Raw genomic sequence first — 14,517 nt, forward strand, 5'->3', positions numbered from 1 at the left:
TTTCTTAACCACTGCACCATCCTCATCCTCAACAAAACCACTCAAGGATAAAGCTGAATTCTCAAAATTCCAAACCCTCACCGTAAAAAACACGGTACCACCACCCTCAAACCCCATCGGAAAGTCTAACTTCCCCCATGCTGGAAGCATTCCCCTTCAATGACTTTTGGTAGTAGTTCCCAAGAAGGTAAGTGTAGAGCACCGCCCAGAGAGCATCGCTGAAATAAGCGTTAAGCTTGGGAGGATTATCAACCACGAAAGCAATGTATACAACGACGAAGGCGCTCACTATCAGTACTGGAAGGGGTATAGTGCTATTCTTGAGCACCCACCATACTTCCACACCCCAGAGCAAGAGCAACGAAACCTGAACAACAAAAGAAAAATCAAAATACCAGTAGTAAATATTGACAAGGGCATCCCATAGTAATAATAAAAGGGGAAGCGATAAGAGTACTTTAAACACAAAGTTGTCCATTAGACATCACCCCCAGAAACCTTTCACGAACTCCCATAGCTTGTCCCCCAAGTTACCCTTGGAATAATATACTGTGACTATGACCACTATTACCTTTATTGTATTTTCGCCGAAGTTTTCTAATCTCTGAATCCTCATTTCCCTGTCAATTTTTGCCTGAGCACTACCATAATAGAAGAACGTTGTTGAGGTCGTTAGAGCTTTGTCTTTGAACAGGACACTGCCATTTTCGTCAAAAACATCCAGCCTAAGAGTAATGGAGTATTCCGTATCCCAGTACGCAATTTGATGCAATACATTTGGATTCACGTCACCCTGAATAGTGGATGACAGCAAGAGGTGATTGTCAGATAGCCCAAAATGGGAAGCAAAATCATTATCCACCCTGCCAAGGTTGATTGGAACACTCCTAGACGAGTGTGGTGGCACTTCTTTAAATGCACTCAGATAGAAAACCCCCTCTATCCTCTGAAAACGCACGTAATTAATGTCATCTTCCTCCCTCTTCACTTCACTCCGGAAGGTGATGTTGTTTAGTTGCACTCCAATCGTTTCTGAATTATCGTTCTCGACCTGTAATAGACATTCAAAAGAACCTCCTAAGCCAACTCTTGAAGGACACTCTATTTCCATGCTTATATTAGCAATTAAATCTTTGACAACCTTCACCCTCCCGCTTTTCTCATCCTCCATGAATTTTTCTCCTCCCACAATGCTATAAGCTTTTACCGTGTATGAGTGCTCGCCCGTCAGGGCGAGCCAGTGAAGGTTGAAGGTTTCCTCTGAATTAGCGTTAATGACCCCTTGAGTACCGTCAACCAAGTTACCATCAACGTAAAGCTCTAACTCCATATTCTGACTTGTGAGGTGAGTACTCTTAACCTTAACCGTGAAACTCACCGAATCACCGTCCTCTGGTTTTTGGGGTGAAATGCTAACGCTGCTGATTTTCAAGCTTCCCGTGTTACCATTATCATCTTCAACGATAATGCTCCCCTCATCGTGCTTTTCATACCCGTTGAACTCTGTCCTCATTTGAGGAACTCTGCCGATCCCTACTCTTCACGAAGCTAAATATTATCTCACTTGCAAACACTAATATTCCCGCAGACATAAAGCATACTCCATAGTTTTTCTCTAAAGATATTCCTACCAGACATAATAGAGGGGCTGATAACATTCCAATCACAGCTAGGATAACCCATGGAGCGGTACTCTTCTTTAAGTAGTGCTTCTGAAGTTTGTGGGATTTTTGTTTTTCTTCAATATACGTTAAGAGCGGGACTAGCATAACTACAAAGATGTGGGGATGACCATGGATCCACCATACCCACACTGAAGAGATATAGCTCACCAAGGCAACTAGCTCGTTGAGTCTCTGAGTGCGTTGGGAAGTAATTGCAAGGGCAAAAAACAGAATTGAAGAGATAAAGGAAAGCACTATGGGTGGAATGTCCAGTAGAGTACTCATTAATCATCACCACCCGATATATCTTTTTATTATTGACTTAAAACCTGTAAATTGTTTGGAACTCGAAAGGATCATTCTCCAAGGGCTCTATTTGAGAGTTTTTGAGGTAGATGTACATTTCCTCACTCCTGCTGAGTGGGATACCTTAAACTATTTCTAATATGGACAATTTCTTGTCTGACTTGCCATCTTTCGATCAAAGAGTATAACAACACGAGAGCAACAAAGTCTTTTAGACTTCCACTCATAGCAAAGGATATTGCAATAATCCCCAACAAAACATACCTAACCACGACTTCTCCGGGATCCTGATCAATATTTCCGAGGTTAAACTTCTTTTTGAGATTTTGAATTTCATTTTTAACCGGATAAAAAGCTGAGAGAAATGCGAATAAAATAAAGGAGAGAAAATGAATCTCCTGCCCACTAAATGCATATGCCAGTAGTGATAGCAGTGAAATTCCCACAGGGATAGTATCAAACTTCATGTGTATCATCCTCCAATGATCTCTTTCCAAATACTTTGACCAATACTTTTAGCAAACAGGAGTACCTGGATAGCTATTTTTACTGGTTCTGGTGCTGGAGTCATTTCAACTATCACAGTTCCAATGTATTCTACTGGGACATATGTCAATCCCAAAGGTGCAATTATCATTAATGCCCCCTTTTTGATACCCTCATTAGCATCTTCGTTCCAGTACTTGCTCCCTGTGTATCCTGCCGTGATCATGATCCCTCCATCCTTGGAAGGCATCTCCAGTTTTGTAGTAGTCTTAGCGTCATGTAATGCCTAATTACTTGTTTTGGTTAAATACTCGATATTTAGACTTTAGACGTGAAATTTTCTGATTTAAGTGATACTTGATTATGAAAGTTAAGACGAGTAGCCCAGCCATCGCATAAAAGACGTTCATTTAGTATCCCACCTCTCAATTGTCTCCTCAATTTCCTCCAGTTTTGTACTGATCTCCTCAATAGCTTCAAGTACAACAGACAGAACTCCCAAACTTATCAATGGGGTGATAAATGGATCATAATATGAGATGTAACAAACATTAAGCAAATACCAAAGGAGCATGAACTTCTCAAATTTACTTAACTTTGGGGACATCTTCTTCTGATAGAGGTATCCTGCCAAGACTAGTCCCCAAAATATTGGAGCCAGAATCCGGATCAAGAACACCACCTCTGTTCAAGCTTTTTCAGCTTTGCACGGGTTCTCCAGTAAAAACTAGTTAGCACAGCAACCAATGGAAAAACGAAAAAAATTGAATCAACTATCCCCATCCACTCACCTCCATATTGATTTATACACATTTTTTGTAAAGTCATTCAAATCTTTCAAAAAGGATATCCTTTCGGCTAGATCACTGAAATTGGAATTTGCTGAACTAACTGAAACGAGAAACCATGCTGGCTCCCAACTAACCGCAACCGGCAGTAATACCATTGTAGAAGCCGTCCATATACTTCTGTCCGCATCTTCGTTCCAGTATTTGCTTCCTTCGTATCTTGCCACTGTGATTACCCCAAGGCATGATTATTGTACTAACTCACTTTTGCTGGATAAAATTGGATATATTCTCGCTACTTATGAGTAGAATTCCAGCAGACATTAAACAGGTTAAATATCCCCAACCTGCAGTGATCGCCAAAAAACACAAAAGAGGAGCCACTGTGAATCCAATTTCAGCCATTGTGAATTTATATTGGCTATTTGCCGATTTTTTGTGCTTTGTGGAGATTTTGTAATCTAAATAGGTCAGCAATGGAGTCAACATCACAATGGAAATTACAGTGTAGCCATGTATTGACCAGATGCTTGAAGTCAATATGTATCCAACTAACATTATGGTCTCAAAGATTATCTTTCGCTGATGGGTGGCAAGACACAACAATGTAAATAGAAGAGAGGATAGAAGGGAGATAACTATCGGAGGCAGATTTAAAAGCACCTCTCCCATTGTATCACCATCCAATAACCCTTTTTATGGTTGACGTTATTGCATCTTTTATGGCTTCTTTCTTATCATCTGCACTACGGACTTCGTAAACTAAATTCATTATAAAGTTTAGAGTGCCTCCTGGAATAAGCGCATGTTTTGTTATAGCTTCACCTGCCCCAATAACTCCAGAGCTCTCGTAAGCAGCTGCTATCTCTGGAGTAACAGCTAGGGTCAGCAGTGCTGTTGCTCCAATAGCAATTCCTGTGTTAGCATCTTCGTTCCAGTATTTGCTTCCTTCGTATCTTGCTGTTATCATGTTGTTCAGGTTTCTGTTCCCGAGAGTTTCTATCCACAAGGTTATGCTCAAGTAGTGTGGAGTATCTGGCCTGTCTCTAGTGTAGTAGCAGCTTCCATCGGGACAGATCCAGTGATTTGTATAGGGTGTCAAATCTCTGACGTCATCTAATCCCAAGGCACTTGCCAATCTTTCATCCAAAGGAACGTTGACTTGAGCAATTTGACCAATATACCCAGCAGGGATCCTGTCTTTCAGCTTTGAAATACTTATTACATCACCTGCATTCGAGTTAGAATCTATCCCTTTTGAGCTTATCGAATAATGCAAATCTTGATTAACCGGATTATTTTCAACAACAATTTTGCAAATTGCAGTTTCCCCGAGCAACACTGGTTCTTCTGGACAATCCAACTTCACCACCATTCCCTGGAGGGGTTTAACCTCAATAGTTCTCGAGTATACTACCGCACCATTCACTAAGAGTAATACTGTGTAATTTCCAGCCTCGCTGAATTTGTATTCCGTACGGTCATCAATGTAATTATCCCAAGTTACAGTTGCCCCATAATAAGTTTTGCTGAAGAAAGTATCCCCACCCTCAATCTGCAGGGACACTGTTGGATTCTTCAATCCTGCACTTTCTGTTGGACGAACAATGTAATGGAACACTACAATGTCTCCCGGATAGATCTCAGCAGGCGAAATATCAAACCCACCAAGCAACTGACCAGAAGACACTATAACCTCCCCGTTCTCTGTGTCCTCCATGAATTTTTCTCCTCCTACAATGCTATAAGCTTTTACCGTGTATGAGTGCTCGCCCTGCCGGGAGAGCCAGTGAAGGTTGAAAACCTTCTGGACCAGTGCCAAAACTTTCCCACGGTATTCATCACAGTATTATCCTGAGCAGCCATCTTACTATTCTTCCGTTCACCAAATTTAAAAGTTATTATATAACATCAGTACGTTTCATGATGTAAAAAGCTGGAATTCATAGTCTCCCTCTTGGGGATATGAAGAGGGTCGTCCATTAGACCCGTTATAATAACGGAATGGACGTGTCCGTTGCCTCAAGAACCTCCCGGAAGAAGATTTACCGGTCGGGACAATGGCCCGGCAACTTTTTATACACCTTTCAGGAGTGTATCACGATGATAGCCCTAGGCCTGGAAGGCACGGCCCACACCCTTGGCATAGGTATCGTTACAGAAAAGGAAGTTCTGGCCAACGTATTCCACACTCTCACGACGGAGAAGGGGGGAATACATCCGAAGGAGGCGGCTGAACATCACGCTAGGCTCTTGAAACCTCTTCTCGTAAAAGCTCTTGACGAAGCCGGAATAACGATGGAGGACGTTGACGTTGTAGCGTTCTCCCAGGGACCCGGTCTCGGCCCCTGCCTCCGCGTCGTTGCCACGGCCGCGAGGGCACTTGCAATAAAGTACCGGAAGCCAATAGTCGGCGTCAACCACTGCATCGCCCACGTGGAGATAACCAAGATGTTCGGGGTTAAAGACCCGGTTGGCCTCTACGTCAGCGGCGGAAACACACAGGTTCTGGCCCTTAAAGGTGGTCGCTATCGGGTCTTCGGCGAGACCCTCGACATAGGCATAGGCAACGCGATAGACACCTTCGCGAGGGAGCTGGGAATAGGCTTTCCCGGCGGCCCGAAGATTGAGAGGCTCGCCGAGAAAGGCGAGCGCTACATCGAACTCCCCTACGCGGTTAAGGGGATGGATCTGAGCTTCTCCGGCATCCTGACCGAGGCGGTCAGGAAGTACAGAACAGGTAAGTACCGAGTTGAGGACCTGGCCTATTCCTTCCAGGAGACGGCCTTTGCCGCCCTGGTGGAGGTGACGGAGAGGGCCGTAGCCCACACCGGCAAGGACGAGGTCGTCCTGGTCGGCGGCGTTGCCGCCAACAACAGGCTCCGCGGGATGCTGAAAACCATGACTGAGGACAGGGGCGTAGACTTCTTCGTTCCGCCCTACGACCTATGCAGGGACAACGGGGCCATGATAGCATACACCGGCCTGAGGATGTACCGTGGTGGGGTAAGATTTAAAATAAGTGACACCGTAGTTAAGCAAAGGTTCAGGACCGATGAGGTTGAGGTTGTATGGTGTTGACCGTACCGTACTACGCCCTGCTCTATGACATAGTGGTCTTTCTTGCCATATTGTACATCTGGGTCTTTTTCCTCAAACGCTGGGACCGGTACGTTGCGGAGCTCAAGCCATTCATACGAAACGCAACGATCTTCCTGGGGTTTGGGGTTGTGGGGGGGCTGATCGACATCATAGAGGACTTCGTGGCGTTTCCCCACGTGGGCGTGTGGTTCTCGCCTTCTTTTACGGGGTGTCCATCATCGGAGTGATATACACGATGGTGCACTACGTCCTGATCTTTGAGAGGTACTACCTACCTCCCAGTGCCCTTGCGGAGTCAGGAGACGACAGAAAGCTCACCGGCTCGTACGTTCTCTTCACCGACGGGGACGGTGCCAGTAAGATCGTGGACATCTTAAGAAGTTCAGGGGGGCCCTCTCTCGTTTTTACCAGATCCCCCGATAGTTACCGGGGTGTTGGAGATAACGTAGTTTCTGTGTGGATAACTCAGGCCACGGATAAAGGCGTCTCCCCAACGAAGCTTCACATACTTCAGGAGAGGGCGATAGATTTCATGAGGAGGAACCCCGGCGGCGTTGTCGTGCTGGATGATATAGATTATCTGCTTATGTACAACGAGTTTCCAGTCCTCTTCAGGTTTCTCGTCGCCGTTAAGGACCATGCGGCAATCAGTGGCTCTGCGTTCGTCGTGGTCGTTGACAGGAAGTCCATCGGGGACAAAGAACACGCACTGCTCTTGAGCGAGTTTAAACCCCTTTAGAACTTCTTCTTTATCCTCATGGTGTACTTAGGATACACCTCGTTTGAAAAACGGATGAACCGGGTTCTTCTGGGGGACAGCTCTACCTTTATCTCTGTTTCCGGTGTCAGGTACGTGTAGAACTGGCCGTCCACTGCAAGGATCACCTCCCTGGTTGCTGAGAGGTTGCGCACATCGATCTTGCTCTCCGCAGGAACCACCATGGGACGCGAGCTGAGGGCTATGGGGGCCAGGGGTGCAAGCACCACAACCTTCAGCCTCGGGTCAACAAAAGGTCCGCCTGCGCTCATCGAGTACCCTGTGGAGCCCGTGGGCGTCGAGATTATAAGACCGTCCGCCCTGACCTCGTTCGCCAGGCCCCCATCAACGTAGTACTTCAGATGAATGATCTTACCGGGAATGCCGGTCAGAACAGCCACTTCGTTGAGGGCATCCGGGACGTCGTTTACCCCGTTAACATAGGTTCGAAGTTTGATGCGTTCATCCATATGGTATTCTCCTTCTATCAGCTTGCTTAACGCGAAAAAGGCTTCATGAGGTTCGACCTCCGTCAGGAAGCCCAGAGTCCCCATGTTTATTCCAAGTATCGGGATGTCCTTTTTTGTCCGGTGCTCCACGCGGAGGATCGTCCCGTCGCCGCCTATCACTATTATGTAATCCACGTCGAAGTCCTCAAGCGGTACAACGTCCCCCCTATCGAACTCGTGAAGGTGACTGTAGGTGTCCCTGTCGACAAAGACCTCGTACCCGCTAACCTTTAGAAAATCGTAGACCCTATAGGCAAGTTTTAATGCAGCGTCCCTATCCCGCCTGGCCACTATGCCAAACTTCATATTCAGTCCCTTCCCTTTTCTCCAGTTAAACTTTTCTTCTCCTTCCTAACGCGCACCCCGAAGTGCGTGGTGAGTACTCCCCCCAGGAAGGTTGGGATCCAGTACGAGATCAGCCTGTCTATAAGCGTGGCCGTCACGGCGAAGTTCTTGTCTATGCCCAGGAGAACGTACGTTCCGGAGTTCATGGCCTCGATCAAGCCGGCGCCCCCCGGGACGATGCTCACTAGGCCGACCACGATGCTCACCATGGTGACGACCATTATCTTGTCTATGCTCGTTGGGTAGTTTATGCTCATGAAGACGAAGTACGTGCGGAGGAGCACCATGCCCCAGAAGGAGAAGGAGCAGAGCAGTGCGAGGAGAAACGCCCCCTTGTTCCTCATCAGAAGCCTGAGCCCCTCCTGAAACTGGGGCACGCTGGTCTCTATGACCGTTATCAGCCTGTCCTCGTATTTCTTGACCGTTCTAGGCATTATCCTGCGGGCTATCCTGAGGAGCCAGTATAGCAGTTTCTTTGTTCTCCTCTCGTTCAGGGCTATTACGAGGCTGATTATCACCAGAAAGGCTAGGAGCCCGTTGAGGATCATTAGAGCGACGGTGAGACTCCTTGAGCCAAGGCGGTAAACGTAGACGGTGGAGAGGAAGAGCATGGTTATCACGGGGATCAGGTCCAGTATCCTGTCCGCGGCAACGGTTGCGAACACCGGGCCGTACGTCCCGTCCGAGCGTTTCGAGATGTAATACATCCTGACTGCCTCCCCCCCGCCCCTGGCGCCGGGAGTGATGTTGTTGAAGAACACACCGATCAGTATGGCGTTTATGGTGTGCCTAAAGGCGGCGTGTATGTCAAGGCTCTCCAGAAGGATGCGCCACCTGAGACCCCACAGGACGACCCCAACAAGGTACATCAGAAACGCCAGGAGGAGGTAGTTCAGCCTCGCCGACATGACGACCTTCAAGACCTCCCGTATGCCGGCCCACCAGATGAGAAGCACTATCACCAGCAGACCGAACACTATGAAGCCCACCTTTCTCCTGTCCATCCTCACACCTTCCGGAGCTTTGCTATGAAGAACCCCTGCGTGAGGTGCCTGTTTGGATAGAACCTCTGCACCCCTTCAAGTCCCATTCCATGCGAGCCTATGAAAAATTCAGGCTCCACAGGTTTTAAACCCTTCTCCATCATGTACTTCACGTTAGCCTCGTTCTCCTCGTAGCTCAGCGTGCAGGTCGAGTAGATGAGAAGGCCACCCCGCCGGAGGGACCTTATGGCAGCGTTGATGAACTGCCTCTGGTAGCGCGCGGTGGCCTCAATGTCCCTCGGCGTCCGGCTCTCCCACAGCTTCGGCCGTATTCCCAAAGCGGTGCACGGTGCGTCGAGCAGTATCTTGTCCGCCTCGATTCCCAGCTTGGGAAGCTTCCGCGAGTCCATGTGGATGGGCCTGACGTTCTTCACACCGAGCCTCTTCAGCTCCTCCTCCATCTTCTTCAGCCTGTTCCTCGACTTGTCAATGGCTATTATCTCCCCCCTGTTCTGCATGAGCTGGGCGATGTGGCTCGTCTTTCCACCGGGGGCTGCAGTCATGTCCACTATCAGGTCCTCCTCGCTCAGCTCCAGGACGTGGGCGACCACCATTGAGGGCAAACTCTGCGCGTAGAATAGGCCCTCTCTAAAGGACTCCAGCTCGCTCAGGCTCGGTAGCCTGAACTTGGGCAAGGTGACCTCTACCGCCAGTCCGCGTGTCGAGACCACCATCTCCTTGGCGCTCATTCTGGCGATGCCTATTCCGATGAGCAGACCTCTGGGGTCTCTTATCTGAACCTCGTCGCCGGGCTTGATTTTCTTGTCCGCCCCCAGAACCCCAGGCGTGTAGAGATTGGCCCCCTGATAGACGCTCTCGCTAGCGAACCTGTTGGCGCGGACGACTGGAAGGCCGGGCTCGTAGTTGTCGGGGAAGTTTGGACCCTCGCGCTCGAAGTAGATGCCTTCCTCCAAGTAGGGACTCCTCTTGGGTTTAAGCCCCTCCCTTCGAAGGATGCCCATCAGCTTAGACCTGCTCGTCTTCAGGGTGTTCACGCGGATGTAGTACTTCTCCACCGGCGTTCTGAGCGAGGCCATTATCTTCTCCGCTTCGCTCCCGAAGAACCTCCTGTAGTACTCCCTCAGCTCCTCCGGAAAGGCTTCCTCCGGTTTCATGGCGACACCTCAAAGGTCGAAGATTTCGAAGCGCTTTCCGATGTCTATCAGTCTCAGAATCCCCTGCTTTAACGTCCCCATGCTCCCGAAGTTTGCCTCGAATTGGAAGAGCTTTTCAGGGCTTCCTTCGATTTTCTCAAGTATCTCGGTCGGGGAAACCCTTCCGTCGCGCCTCCAGTTGTAAATGTCGCTGAGAAAGTCCCGGGCGCCGTATATGAAGCTCCTCGGGAAGAGCTCGATGAACAGACCGACGAAGTTCTCATTTATCCTCTCCTTCGGAACCGCGACGACGAAGTAGTGGCTCTCCGGCGTCGCGCCGACCTCAATCTGGGGCTTTATCTCAAAGGCGGGGTGAGGATACTTCATGAGCCTCCACTCGCCTTCGAGGAAGATGTAGGCTCCGAAGGCCTCCTCAACGTCCTCCACCTTGAAGCCCTCCCCCGGGAGCTCGGCCTTAAGCTCCTCGTTGAGCCTGAATATGCCCCCCCACATCTCGTTGAGGAACTCGTGAATCTCTCTTACGCTCACTCCTCTCACCTTTCCCACCAGAAGAAGGAGGTGGATGGAACTTAAAAACCTTCATCCGTTCAGCAGTTTCCTGAGCGTCCCCAGGAAGTTTGTCTTTACGGTGGTGTTCGTGGTTTCAACGGGTATCCTGTAGTTCCTTCCGAGGAGATTCATGTCCAGGTACACGGTGGCGCTCACCGTGCTTTCCTCACCCGCCTTGACGTGGGCCACCCAGACCTTCGGCAGCATCGACGTGTCTATCATGATGCGCACGTCCACCGTGGCGTAACCGCCCGCCGGAACCACAGCGCCTTTGATGATGCCTCCCTTCCCGACCCTTATCCCGTCCACTTTGATGGTGTAACTTATGTTGTTTACCGGGATAGGCATCCTGTTCGGGTTGTAGAGCCTTACATGGCCTATCAAGACCGCGTAGCTGCCTTCAGTCCCCCCCCAGTCTGTCTTTGTCTCGAGTATTGCGGGGGTCTGCCCGACTTCAAGCCCACCCACGGTGATGGGTCTGCTTTCGGCGGTAAAGTTGAAACCTCCCAGCACATCATCGTTGATGCTCTCGCTCAGGTTATAGTTCAGGGGTATTAACCCCAGGAGCCTGCCCCTCACGTGTAGAACGGCTTTTCCCTTCTCCCCGTTGTTCATGTATGCTATAAACGCCCCAATCAGGTTTTTGTTGTTGATGGCCACCACCGCTGAGGCTCTGTTTCTCACCGCGCTGTACTTGAAGTCCTTTATGGCTGCTACCCCTATGCCGTTCAGGCTTAAGCTCGCGTCCTTTAGGGAGAGCGGCACAAGAAGAGGCTTTCCAAGGTTTCCACTTATCTCCAGCTCCGTGATGTTCTCGTCCACGTGACCCCACTTGACGCTGAACGTTGGGTGGAGCGTCAGAACTGCGTAGGCAACGTAACTGCCCCATATCAGCAGGGCCACGAGTGATATCAGCAGGATCCTTTTAATCGCCCCCATCACATCCACCGTGGGTATCTACAACGTTCCCCTTTTAATCCCTCCCCATGGATCCACACCCGGAACGCGAAAACTTAAAAACTCTCGGACTTTAACCCCGGCGGTGGTCAAATGAACTCCCTGCTGGAAGCGTTCTGGTACATCCTCCCCGCGTACTTCGCCAACGCCTCACCCGTCGTCCTAGGTGGTGGAAGACCCATGGACGGCGGAAGAACCTGGCGGGACGGCCACAGGCTCTTCGGTGATGGGAAGACCTGGAGGGGGTTTCTCGGTGGACTCTCCGTGGGGACCATTGTTGGGGCGCTCCAGTACCTCCTGACCCCAGCTTATTACGGTGGATTAAAAACAGCGATTGTTCTGGCTTTTATGCTCTCCTTCGGTGCCCTCCTGGGCGACCTTACAGGCAGTTTCATAAAGAGGCGGGCCAACCTTCCCAGGGGCTACCCCGCGGTAGGCCTCGACCAGCTGGGTTTTCTGATAGCCGCCCTTGCCCTGGGGTACCCGATCAAGACCCTTACATCGGGCCAGATAATCTTCCTGCTTCTGGTGTCGCCGCTGATCCACTGGGGTGCCAACTACATTGCCTACAGACTTGGATGGAAGAGCGTGCCCTGGTGATGAGACCCATGGCCCTCCGGTGGTGTCATGGAAGTTTCCATTTTTTGCTAACTCTCTTATATAGTAAATAAAATCTGGATAGAAAACGCTTTTATAGCATTACTTTCAATGGTGACATGGTGATACAATGCGAAGGATTGTTGGAATACTGCTCATGGTTTTGATGCTAGGTTTTACGGCAAGTTCTGCGGTTTCCTCGGGCTACGTAGTCGCCAACACCCTGGCGGGTGGAAACAATACCGGGGTGTACAGTGACTTTTGGAGGATCCTGAAGGATGAAGCGGATCTAATCGCTGCAGTTGAGGGCGGCAACCTGAGCGCCGCCCACGAACTGATCAACGTCTCCCGCCTCGGGGAGAAGAACGCGGCCAATATATCCACCCAGATCTGGGCGGCGCTGCAGGGACTCACGGCATCAGGGGTGAAGCTCTACTACTCCCCCGAAGAGCTGAGGGAGATGGCCCGGAACATCAGCAGGAACGGACTCCCGGCCGAAACGGTAACCCAGCTCAAGTCCCAGGGATGGAGTAATGAGCAGATCCAAGCACTTGAAGAATATATATCCAAAAATGCGGACAACATTACTAAGGGCTTCAACATGAGTTCCTTTCTGAAAAACTTCTCTGTGGCTTTCCTCCGGGTTGGCTTTAAGTACGCTTCTTACGAGGCGTGGGGGCTCGGGAGGTGGAAATGGTCAGGTTCGGTGAATTTTACCGAAAACCTTCCATCGAACGTCAGCATCAACCCTCTCTTGGCCGCCGAATGGGTAAACCTCTACGGAGCATATCTCGGTCGGAACACAACGGATCTTCTGAACGCCGTTAGTTCTCTATCCGCCAGGATCTATAACCTCTTAACGTCCCCCTCTTCATTCGGAGTTCGCTCCGAGAGACTGAGGGATGGCCGCTTCCTCCTCAGGTATGAATCGGTGAGCGGGTTGAACCTTTACACCGGCGGCTTTGCCGTTATTAAAACCTCGTCCACATACGACGACTGGAAGAACCTCAAGGAGGTCACCATCACGGACACCTACTACTGGCCCGACGCCCTCGCGGCTTATAACCTCACCAGACAGGTTTATGTCATAGCTCAGGCCATGGAGATGGGAAACGACAATCCCGAGCTCAGGTGGATACTGAACCAGAAGATCGGCGAGCTCCGGGATGCCCTCCGCGTGCACGTCTCTGAGAGCGTGATAGAAACACCGCTGAAACTCAAATCCTCATCCCCGATCGTCATCGAACCCCCCAAACAACCGATAGAGATACAATCAGGTTCAAGCGGCAGCGTTCTCTCTGTTTCAAGAGAAGGTGGAACCTCGGCCGTCTCTACCGCTCCCGAGTTCGTATCTCCAACTGCACTTCAGAAGAAGGCGCTTACCCCGACCAGCGGGGAAGGAGTTCTGAACGCCAAGGTCAGCGTGGTTGCGGTCGCAGTCAATAGCTCGTACGCGACATACCGGGTGATTGTTGATATGAGCGCATCCAACAACCTCGTCACCGACGTCTCAATCTCCGTCCATGGGAGTGGCCTGAACGACAACGGCCACGTCAATTCGATCCATCCCGACGACGGTGTTGTGTCATGGACATCCACCGTCAGCGAACCGATCAAGGGCAGTGGCAGTGTGGCCGTCGCCGGAGATGTTGAGATCACGTACACCACAACTGACGGTTCGATGCCAACATCCTCACCGGGAGAAGATGCTTCCACAGGAAGGGGGATAATAAAGGAGGTAAGCCTGGACTACAGCAAGAACATAAAGCTGATAGATACCGTTGATCCATCAAAAATCACGTTCATCGTTCAGCCCACGGCATATTCAATCAACGCGAACGATTCTGTGACCTTTACGATCGCCGTCTTCAACAACAACGATGTACCCGTTTCAGGGAGCTACACCTTGAACGTTGTGGTTCCGGAGGGTCACGGTACAAGGGGGACCGTTATGTTCAGCAAAACTCTCAACATCAGCCAGGGTTCATCAACCACCTTGACCGTGGGCCCTGTGAAATACACCTCGGCCGGTCAGTTCGGTTACTATGGAACCTTCTCGTTTGGGGGCTTCCAGAAGACCGCCAGTGGCACTATAGAAGTCAGGGATTCCAGCAACAACTACGATCCGGGGAAGATCAGTGTAGTATCCATCACACACTCCCCGGACCTTCCGAAAGATGGTGAGATGATGAACTTTACGGTTAAGGTTAAGAGTACTCACCTCACAAGTCAGAATATGGAGTTAGAGCTTTACGTTGATGGTAACTTGGTTGACGGTACTCAAGGGGTCATTAACGCT

General features: G+C 49.9%; 18 protein-coding genes and 1 pseudogene. 5 read left to right on the plus strand and 14 right to left on the minus strand.

All coding sequences use genetic code 11. The features are described from left to right. Positions 1–106 precede the first annotated feature (106 nt). The 9 genes from MVK60_RS05885 to MVK60_RS05925 all read right to left on the minus strand — a co-directional run bounded on the left by MVK60_RS05885 (position 107) and on the right by MVK60_RS05925 (position 4,964). Positions 107–478 (minus strand): hypothetical protein, encoded by a 372-nt coding sequence (locus tag MVK60_RS05885; protein WP_297437444.1) that lies wholly within the window; start codon positions 476–478, stop codon positions 107–109. Positions 479–484: 6 nt separating this feature from the next. Further along, a complete protein-coding gene (locus tag MVK60_RS05890) occupies positions 485–1,513 on the minus strand; it encodes a CARDB domain-containing protein (RefSeq protein WP_297437446.1) in 1,029 nt (342 codons plus the stop codon). Then, on the minus strand, positions 1,488–1,949 hold the full coding sequence (locus MVK60_RS05895; RefSeq protein WP_297437448.1) for a hypothetical protein: 462 nt from the start codon (positions 1,947–1,949) through the stop codon (positions 1,488–1,490). The genes MVK60_RS05890 and MVK60_RS05895 overlap by 26 nt, the downstream gene beginning before the upstream one ends. A 122-nt stretch (positions 1,950–2,071) precedes the next feature. Beyond that, positions 2,072–2,446, minus strand: a complete 375-nt coding sequence (locus MVK60_RS05900) for a hypothetical protein (RefSeq protein WP_297437449.1) — start codon at positions 2,444–2,446, stop codon at positions 2,072–2,074. Then, positions 2,443–2,682: a hypothetical protein gene (locus tag MVK60_RS05905; RefSeq protein WP_297437451.1), complete on the minus strand. Its 240-nt coding sequence runs from the start codon at positions 2,680–2,682 to the stop codon at positions 2,443–2,445. Before MVK60_RS05905 ends, MVK60_RS05900 begins: the two co-directional genes overlap by 4 nt. Before the next feature lie 180 nt (positions 2,683–2,862). After that, entirely contained in the window at positions 2,863–3,129 is a 267-nt protein-coding gene (locus tag MVK60_RS05910; RefSeq protein WP_297437453.1) for a hypothetical protein, read from the minus strand. A gap of 114 nt (positions 3,130–3,243) precedes the next feature. Then, positions 3,244–3,471, minus strand: a complete 228-nt coding sequence (locus MVK60_RS05915) for a hypothetical protein (RefSeq protein ID WP_297437455.1) — start codon at positions 3,469–3,471, stop codon at positions 3,244–3,246. A 34-nt stretch (positions 3,472–3,505) separates the two neighbouring features. Continuing rightward, positions 3,506–3,916, minus strand: coding sequence for a hypothetical protein (locus tag MVK60_RS05920; RefSeq protein ID WP_297437457.1), 411 nt, complete (start codon positions 3,914–3,916; stop codon positions 3,506–3,508). A 4-nt stretch (positions 3,917–3,920) separates the two neighbouring features. Further along, complete coding sequence (locus MVK60_RS05925) at positions 3,921–4,964, minus strand: hypothetical protein (protein WP_297437459.1); 1,044 nt, start codon at positions 4,962–4,964, stop codon at positions 3,921–3,923. A 383-nt stretch (positions 4,965–5,347) separates the two neighbouring features. Here MVK60_RS05925 and MVK60_RS05930 point away from each other — a divergent pair, with 383 nt between their 5' ends. The 3 genes from MVK60_RS05930 to MVK60_RS05940 are packed head-to-tail and all read left to right on the plus strand — an operon-like array spanning position 5,348 to position 7,085. Beyond that, entirely contained in the window at positions 5,348–6,325 is a 978-nt protein-coding gene (locus MVK60_RS05930; protein WP_297437461.1) for a bifunctional N(6)-L-threonylcarbamoyladenine synthase/serine/threonine protein kinase, read from the plus strand. Then, a complete protein-coding gene (locus MVK60_RS05935; RefSeq protein ID WP_297437463.1) occupies positions 6,316–6,573 on the plus strand; it encodes a hypothetical protein in 258 nt (85 codons plus the stop codon). Before MVK60_RS05930 ends, MVK60_RS05935 begins: the two co-directional genes overlap by 10 nt. Beyond that, positions 6,570–7,085, plus strand: a complete 516-nt coding sequence (locus tag MVK60_RS05940; protein WP_297437465.1) for a DUF835 domain-containing protein — start codon at positions 6,570–6,572, stop codon at positions 7,083–7,085. The genes MVK60_RS05935 and MVK60_RS05940 overlap by 4 nt, the downstream gene beginning before the upstream one ends. Here MVK60_RS05940 and MVK60_RS05945 read toward each other — a convergent pair. Genes MVK60_RS05945 through MVK60_RS05965 form a run of 5 tightly spaced genes read right to left on the minus strand, consistent with a single transcriptional unit; the run spans position 7,082 to position 11,603 of the window. Continuing rightward, entirely contained in the window at positions 7,082–7,918 is an 837-nt protein-coding gene (locus tag MVK60_RS05945) for an NAD(+) kinase (RefSeq protein ID WP_297437467.1), read from the minus strand. The genes MVK60_RS05940 and MVK60_RS05945 overlap by 4 nt on opposite strands. Positions 7,919–7,920: 2 nt before the next feature. Further along, complete coding sequence (locus tag MVK60_RS05950; protein ID WP_297437469.1) at positions 7,921–8,961, minus strand: flippase-like domain-containing protein; 1,041 nt, start codon at positions 8,959–8,961, stop codon at positions 7,921–7,923. A gap of 2 nt (positions 8,962–8,963) precedes the next feature. Next, positions 8,964–10,115: an RsmB/NOP family class I SAM-dependent RNA methyltransferase gene (locus MVK60_RS05955; RefSeq protein ID WP_297437471.1), complete on the minus strand. Its 1,152-nt coding sequence runs from the start codon at positions 10,113–10,115 to the stop codon at positions 8,964–8,966. A gap of 9 nt (positions 10,116–10,124) precedes the next feature. Continuing rightward, on the minus strand, positions 10,125–10,643 hold the full coding sequence (locus MVK60_RS05960; protein ID WP_297437477.1) for a DUF3201 domain-containing protein: 519 nt from the start codon (positions 10,641–10,643) through the stop codon (positions 10,125–10,127). 51 nt (positions 10,644–10,694) lie between these two features. Next, positions 10,695–11,603, minus strand: coding sequence for an LEA type 2 family protein (locus MVK60_RS05965; RefSeq protein WP_297437473.1), 909 nt, complete (start codon positions 11,601–11,603; stop codon positions 10,695–10,697). Between the two features lie 111 nt (positions 11,604–11,714). Here MVK60_RS05965 and MVK60_RS05970 point away from each other — a divergent pair, with 111 nt between their 5' ends. Further along, entirely contained in the window at positions 11,715–12,221 is a 507-nt protein-coding gene (locus MVK60_RS05970) for a CDP-2,3-bis-(O-geranylgeranyl)-sn-glycerol synthase (RefSeq protein WP_297437475.1), read from the plus strand. Between the two features lie 127 nt (positions 12,222–12,348). Then, positions 12,349–14,517 (plus strand): annotated as a pseudogene (locus MVK60_RS05975) (hypothetical protein); the annotation flags it as partial.

The sequence above is a fragment of the Thermococcus sp. genome, from assembly GCF_026988555.1.
GTDB lineage: Archaea > Methanobacteriota_B > Thermococci > Thermococcales > Thermococcaceae > Thermococcus.

Excerpts from the sequence above, each read along its gene's own strand:
- MVK60_RS05955 (WP_297437471.1), bottom strand. The coding sequence starts at position 10,115 with ATGAAACCGGAGGAAGCCTTTCCGGAGGAGCTGAGGGAGTACTACAGG.
- MVK60_RS05895 (WP_297437448.1), bottom strand. The coding sequence starts at position 1,949 with ATGAGTACTCTACTGGACATTCCACCCATAGTGCTTTCCTTTATCTCT.
- MVK60_RS05970 (WP_297437475.1), top strand. The coding sequence starts at position 11,715 with ATGAACTCCCTGCTGGAAGCGTTCTGGTACATCCTCCCCGCGTACTTC.
- MVK60_RS05950 (WP_297437469.1), bottom strand. The coding sequence starts at position 8,961 with ATGGACAGGAGAAAGGTGGGCTTCATAGTGTTCGGTCTGCTGGTGATA.
- MVK60_RS05900 (WP_297437449.1), bottom strand. The coding sequence starts at position 2,446 with ATGATACACATGAAGTTTGATACTATCCCTGTGGGAATTTCACTGCTA.
- MVK60_RS05935 (WP_297437463.1), top strand. The coding sequence starts at position 6,316 with ATGGTGTTGACCGTACCGTACTACGCCCTGCTCTATGACATAGTGGTC.
- MVK60_RS05890 (WP_297437446.1), bottom strand. The coding sequence starts at position 1,513 with ATGAGGACAGAGTTCAACGGGTATGAAAAGCACGATGAGGGGAGCATT.
- MVK60_RS05925 (WP_297437459.1), bottom strand. The coding sequence starts at position 4,964 with ATGGAGGACACAGAGAACGGGGAGGTTATAGTGTCTTCTGGTCAGTTG.
- MVK60_RS05930 (WP_297437461.1), top strand. The coding sequence starts at position 5,348 with ATGATAGCCCTAGGCCTGGAAGGCACGGCCCACACCCTTGGCATAGGT.
- MVK60_RS05945 (WP_297437467.1), bottom strand. The coding sequence starts at position 7,918 with ATGAAGTTTGGCATAGTGGCCAGGCGGGATAGGGACGCTGCATTAAAA.
- MVK60_RS05965 (WP_297437473.1), bottom strand. The coding sequence starts at position 11,603 with ATGGGGGCGATTAAAAGGATCCTGCTGATATCACTCGTGGCCCTGCTG.
- MVK60_RS05885 (WP_297437444.1), bottom strand. The coding sequence starts at position 478 with ATGGACAACTTTGTGTTTAAAGTACTCTTATCGCTTCCCCTTTTATTA.
- MVK60_RS05905 (WP_297437451.1), bottom strand. The coding sequence starts at position 2,682 with ATGATCACGGCAGGATACACAGGGAGCAAGTACTGGAACGAAGATGCT.
- MVK60_RS05920 (WP_297437457.1), bottom strand. The coding sequence starts at position 3,916 with ATGGGAGAGGTGCTTTTAAATCTGCCTCCGATAGTTATCTCCCTTCTA.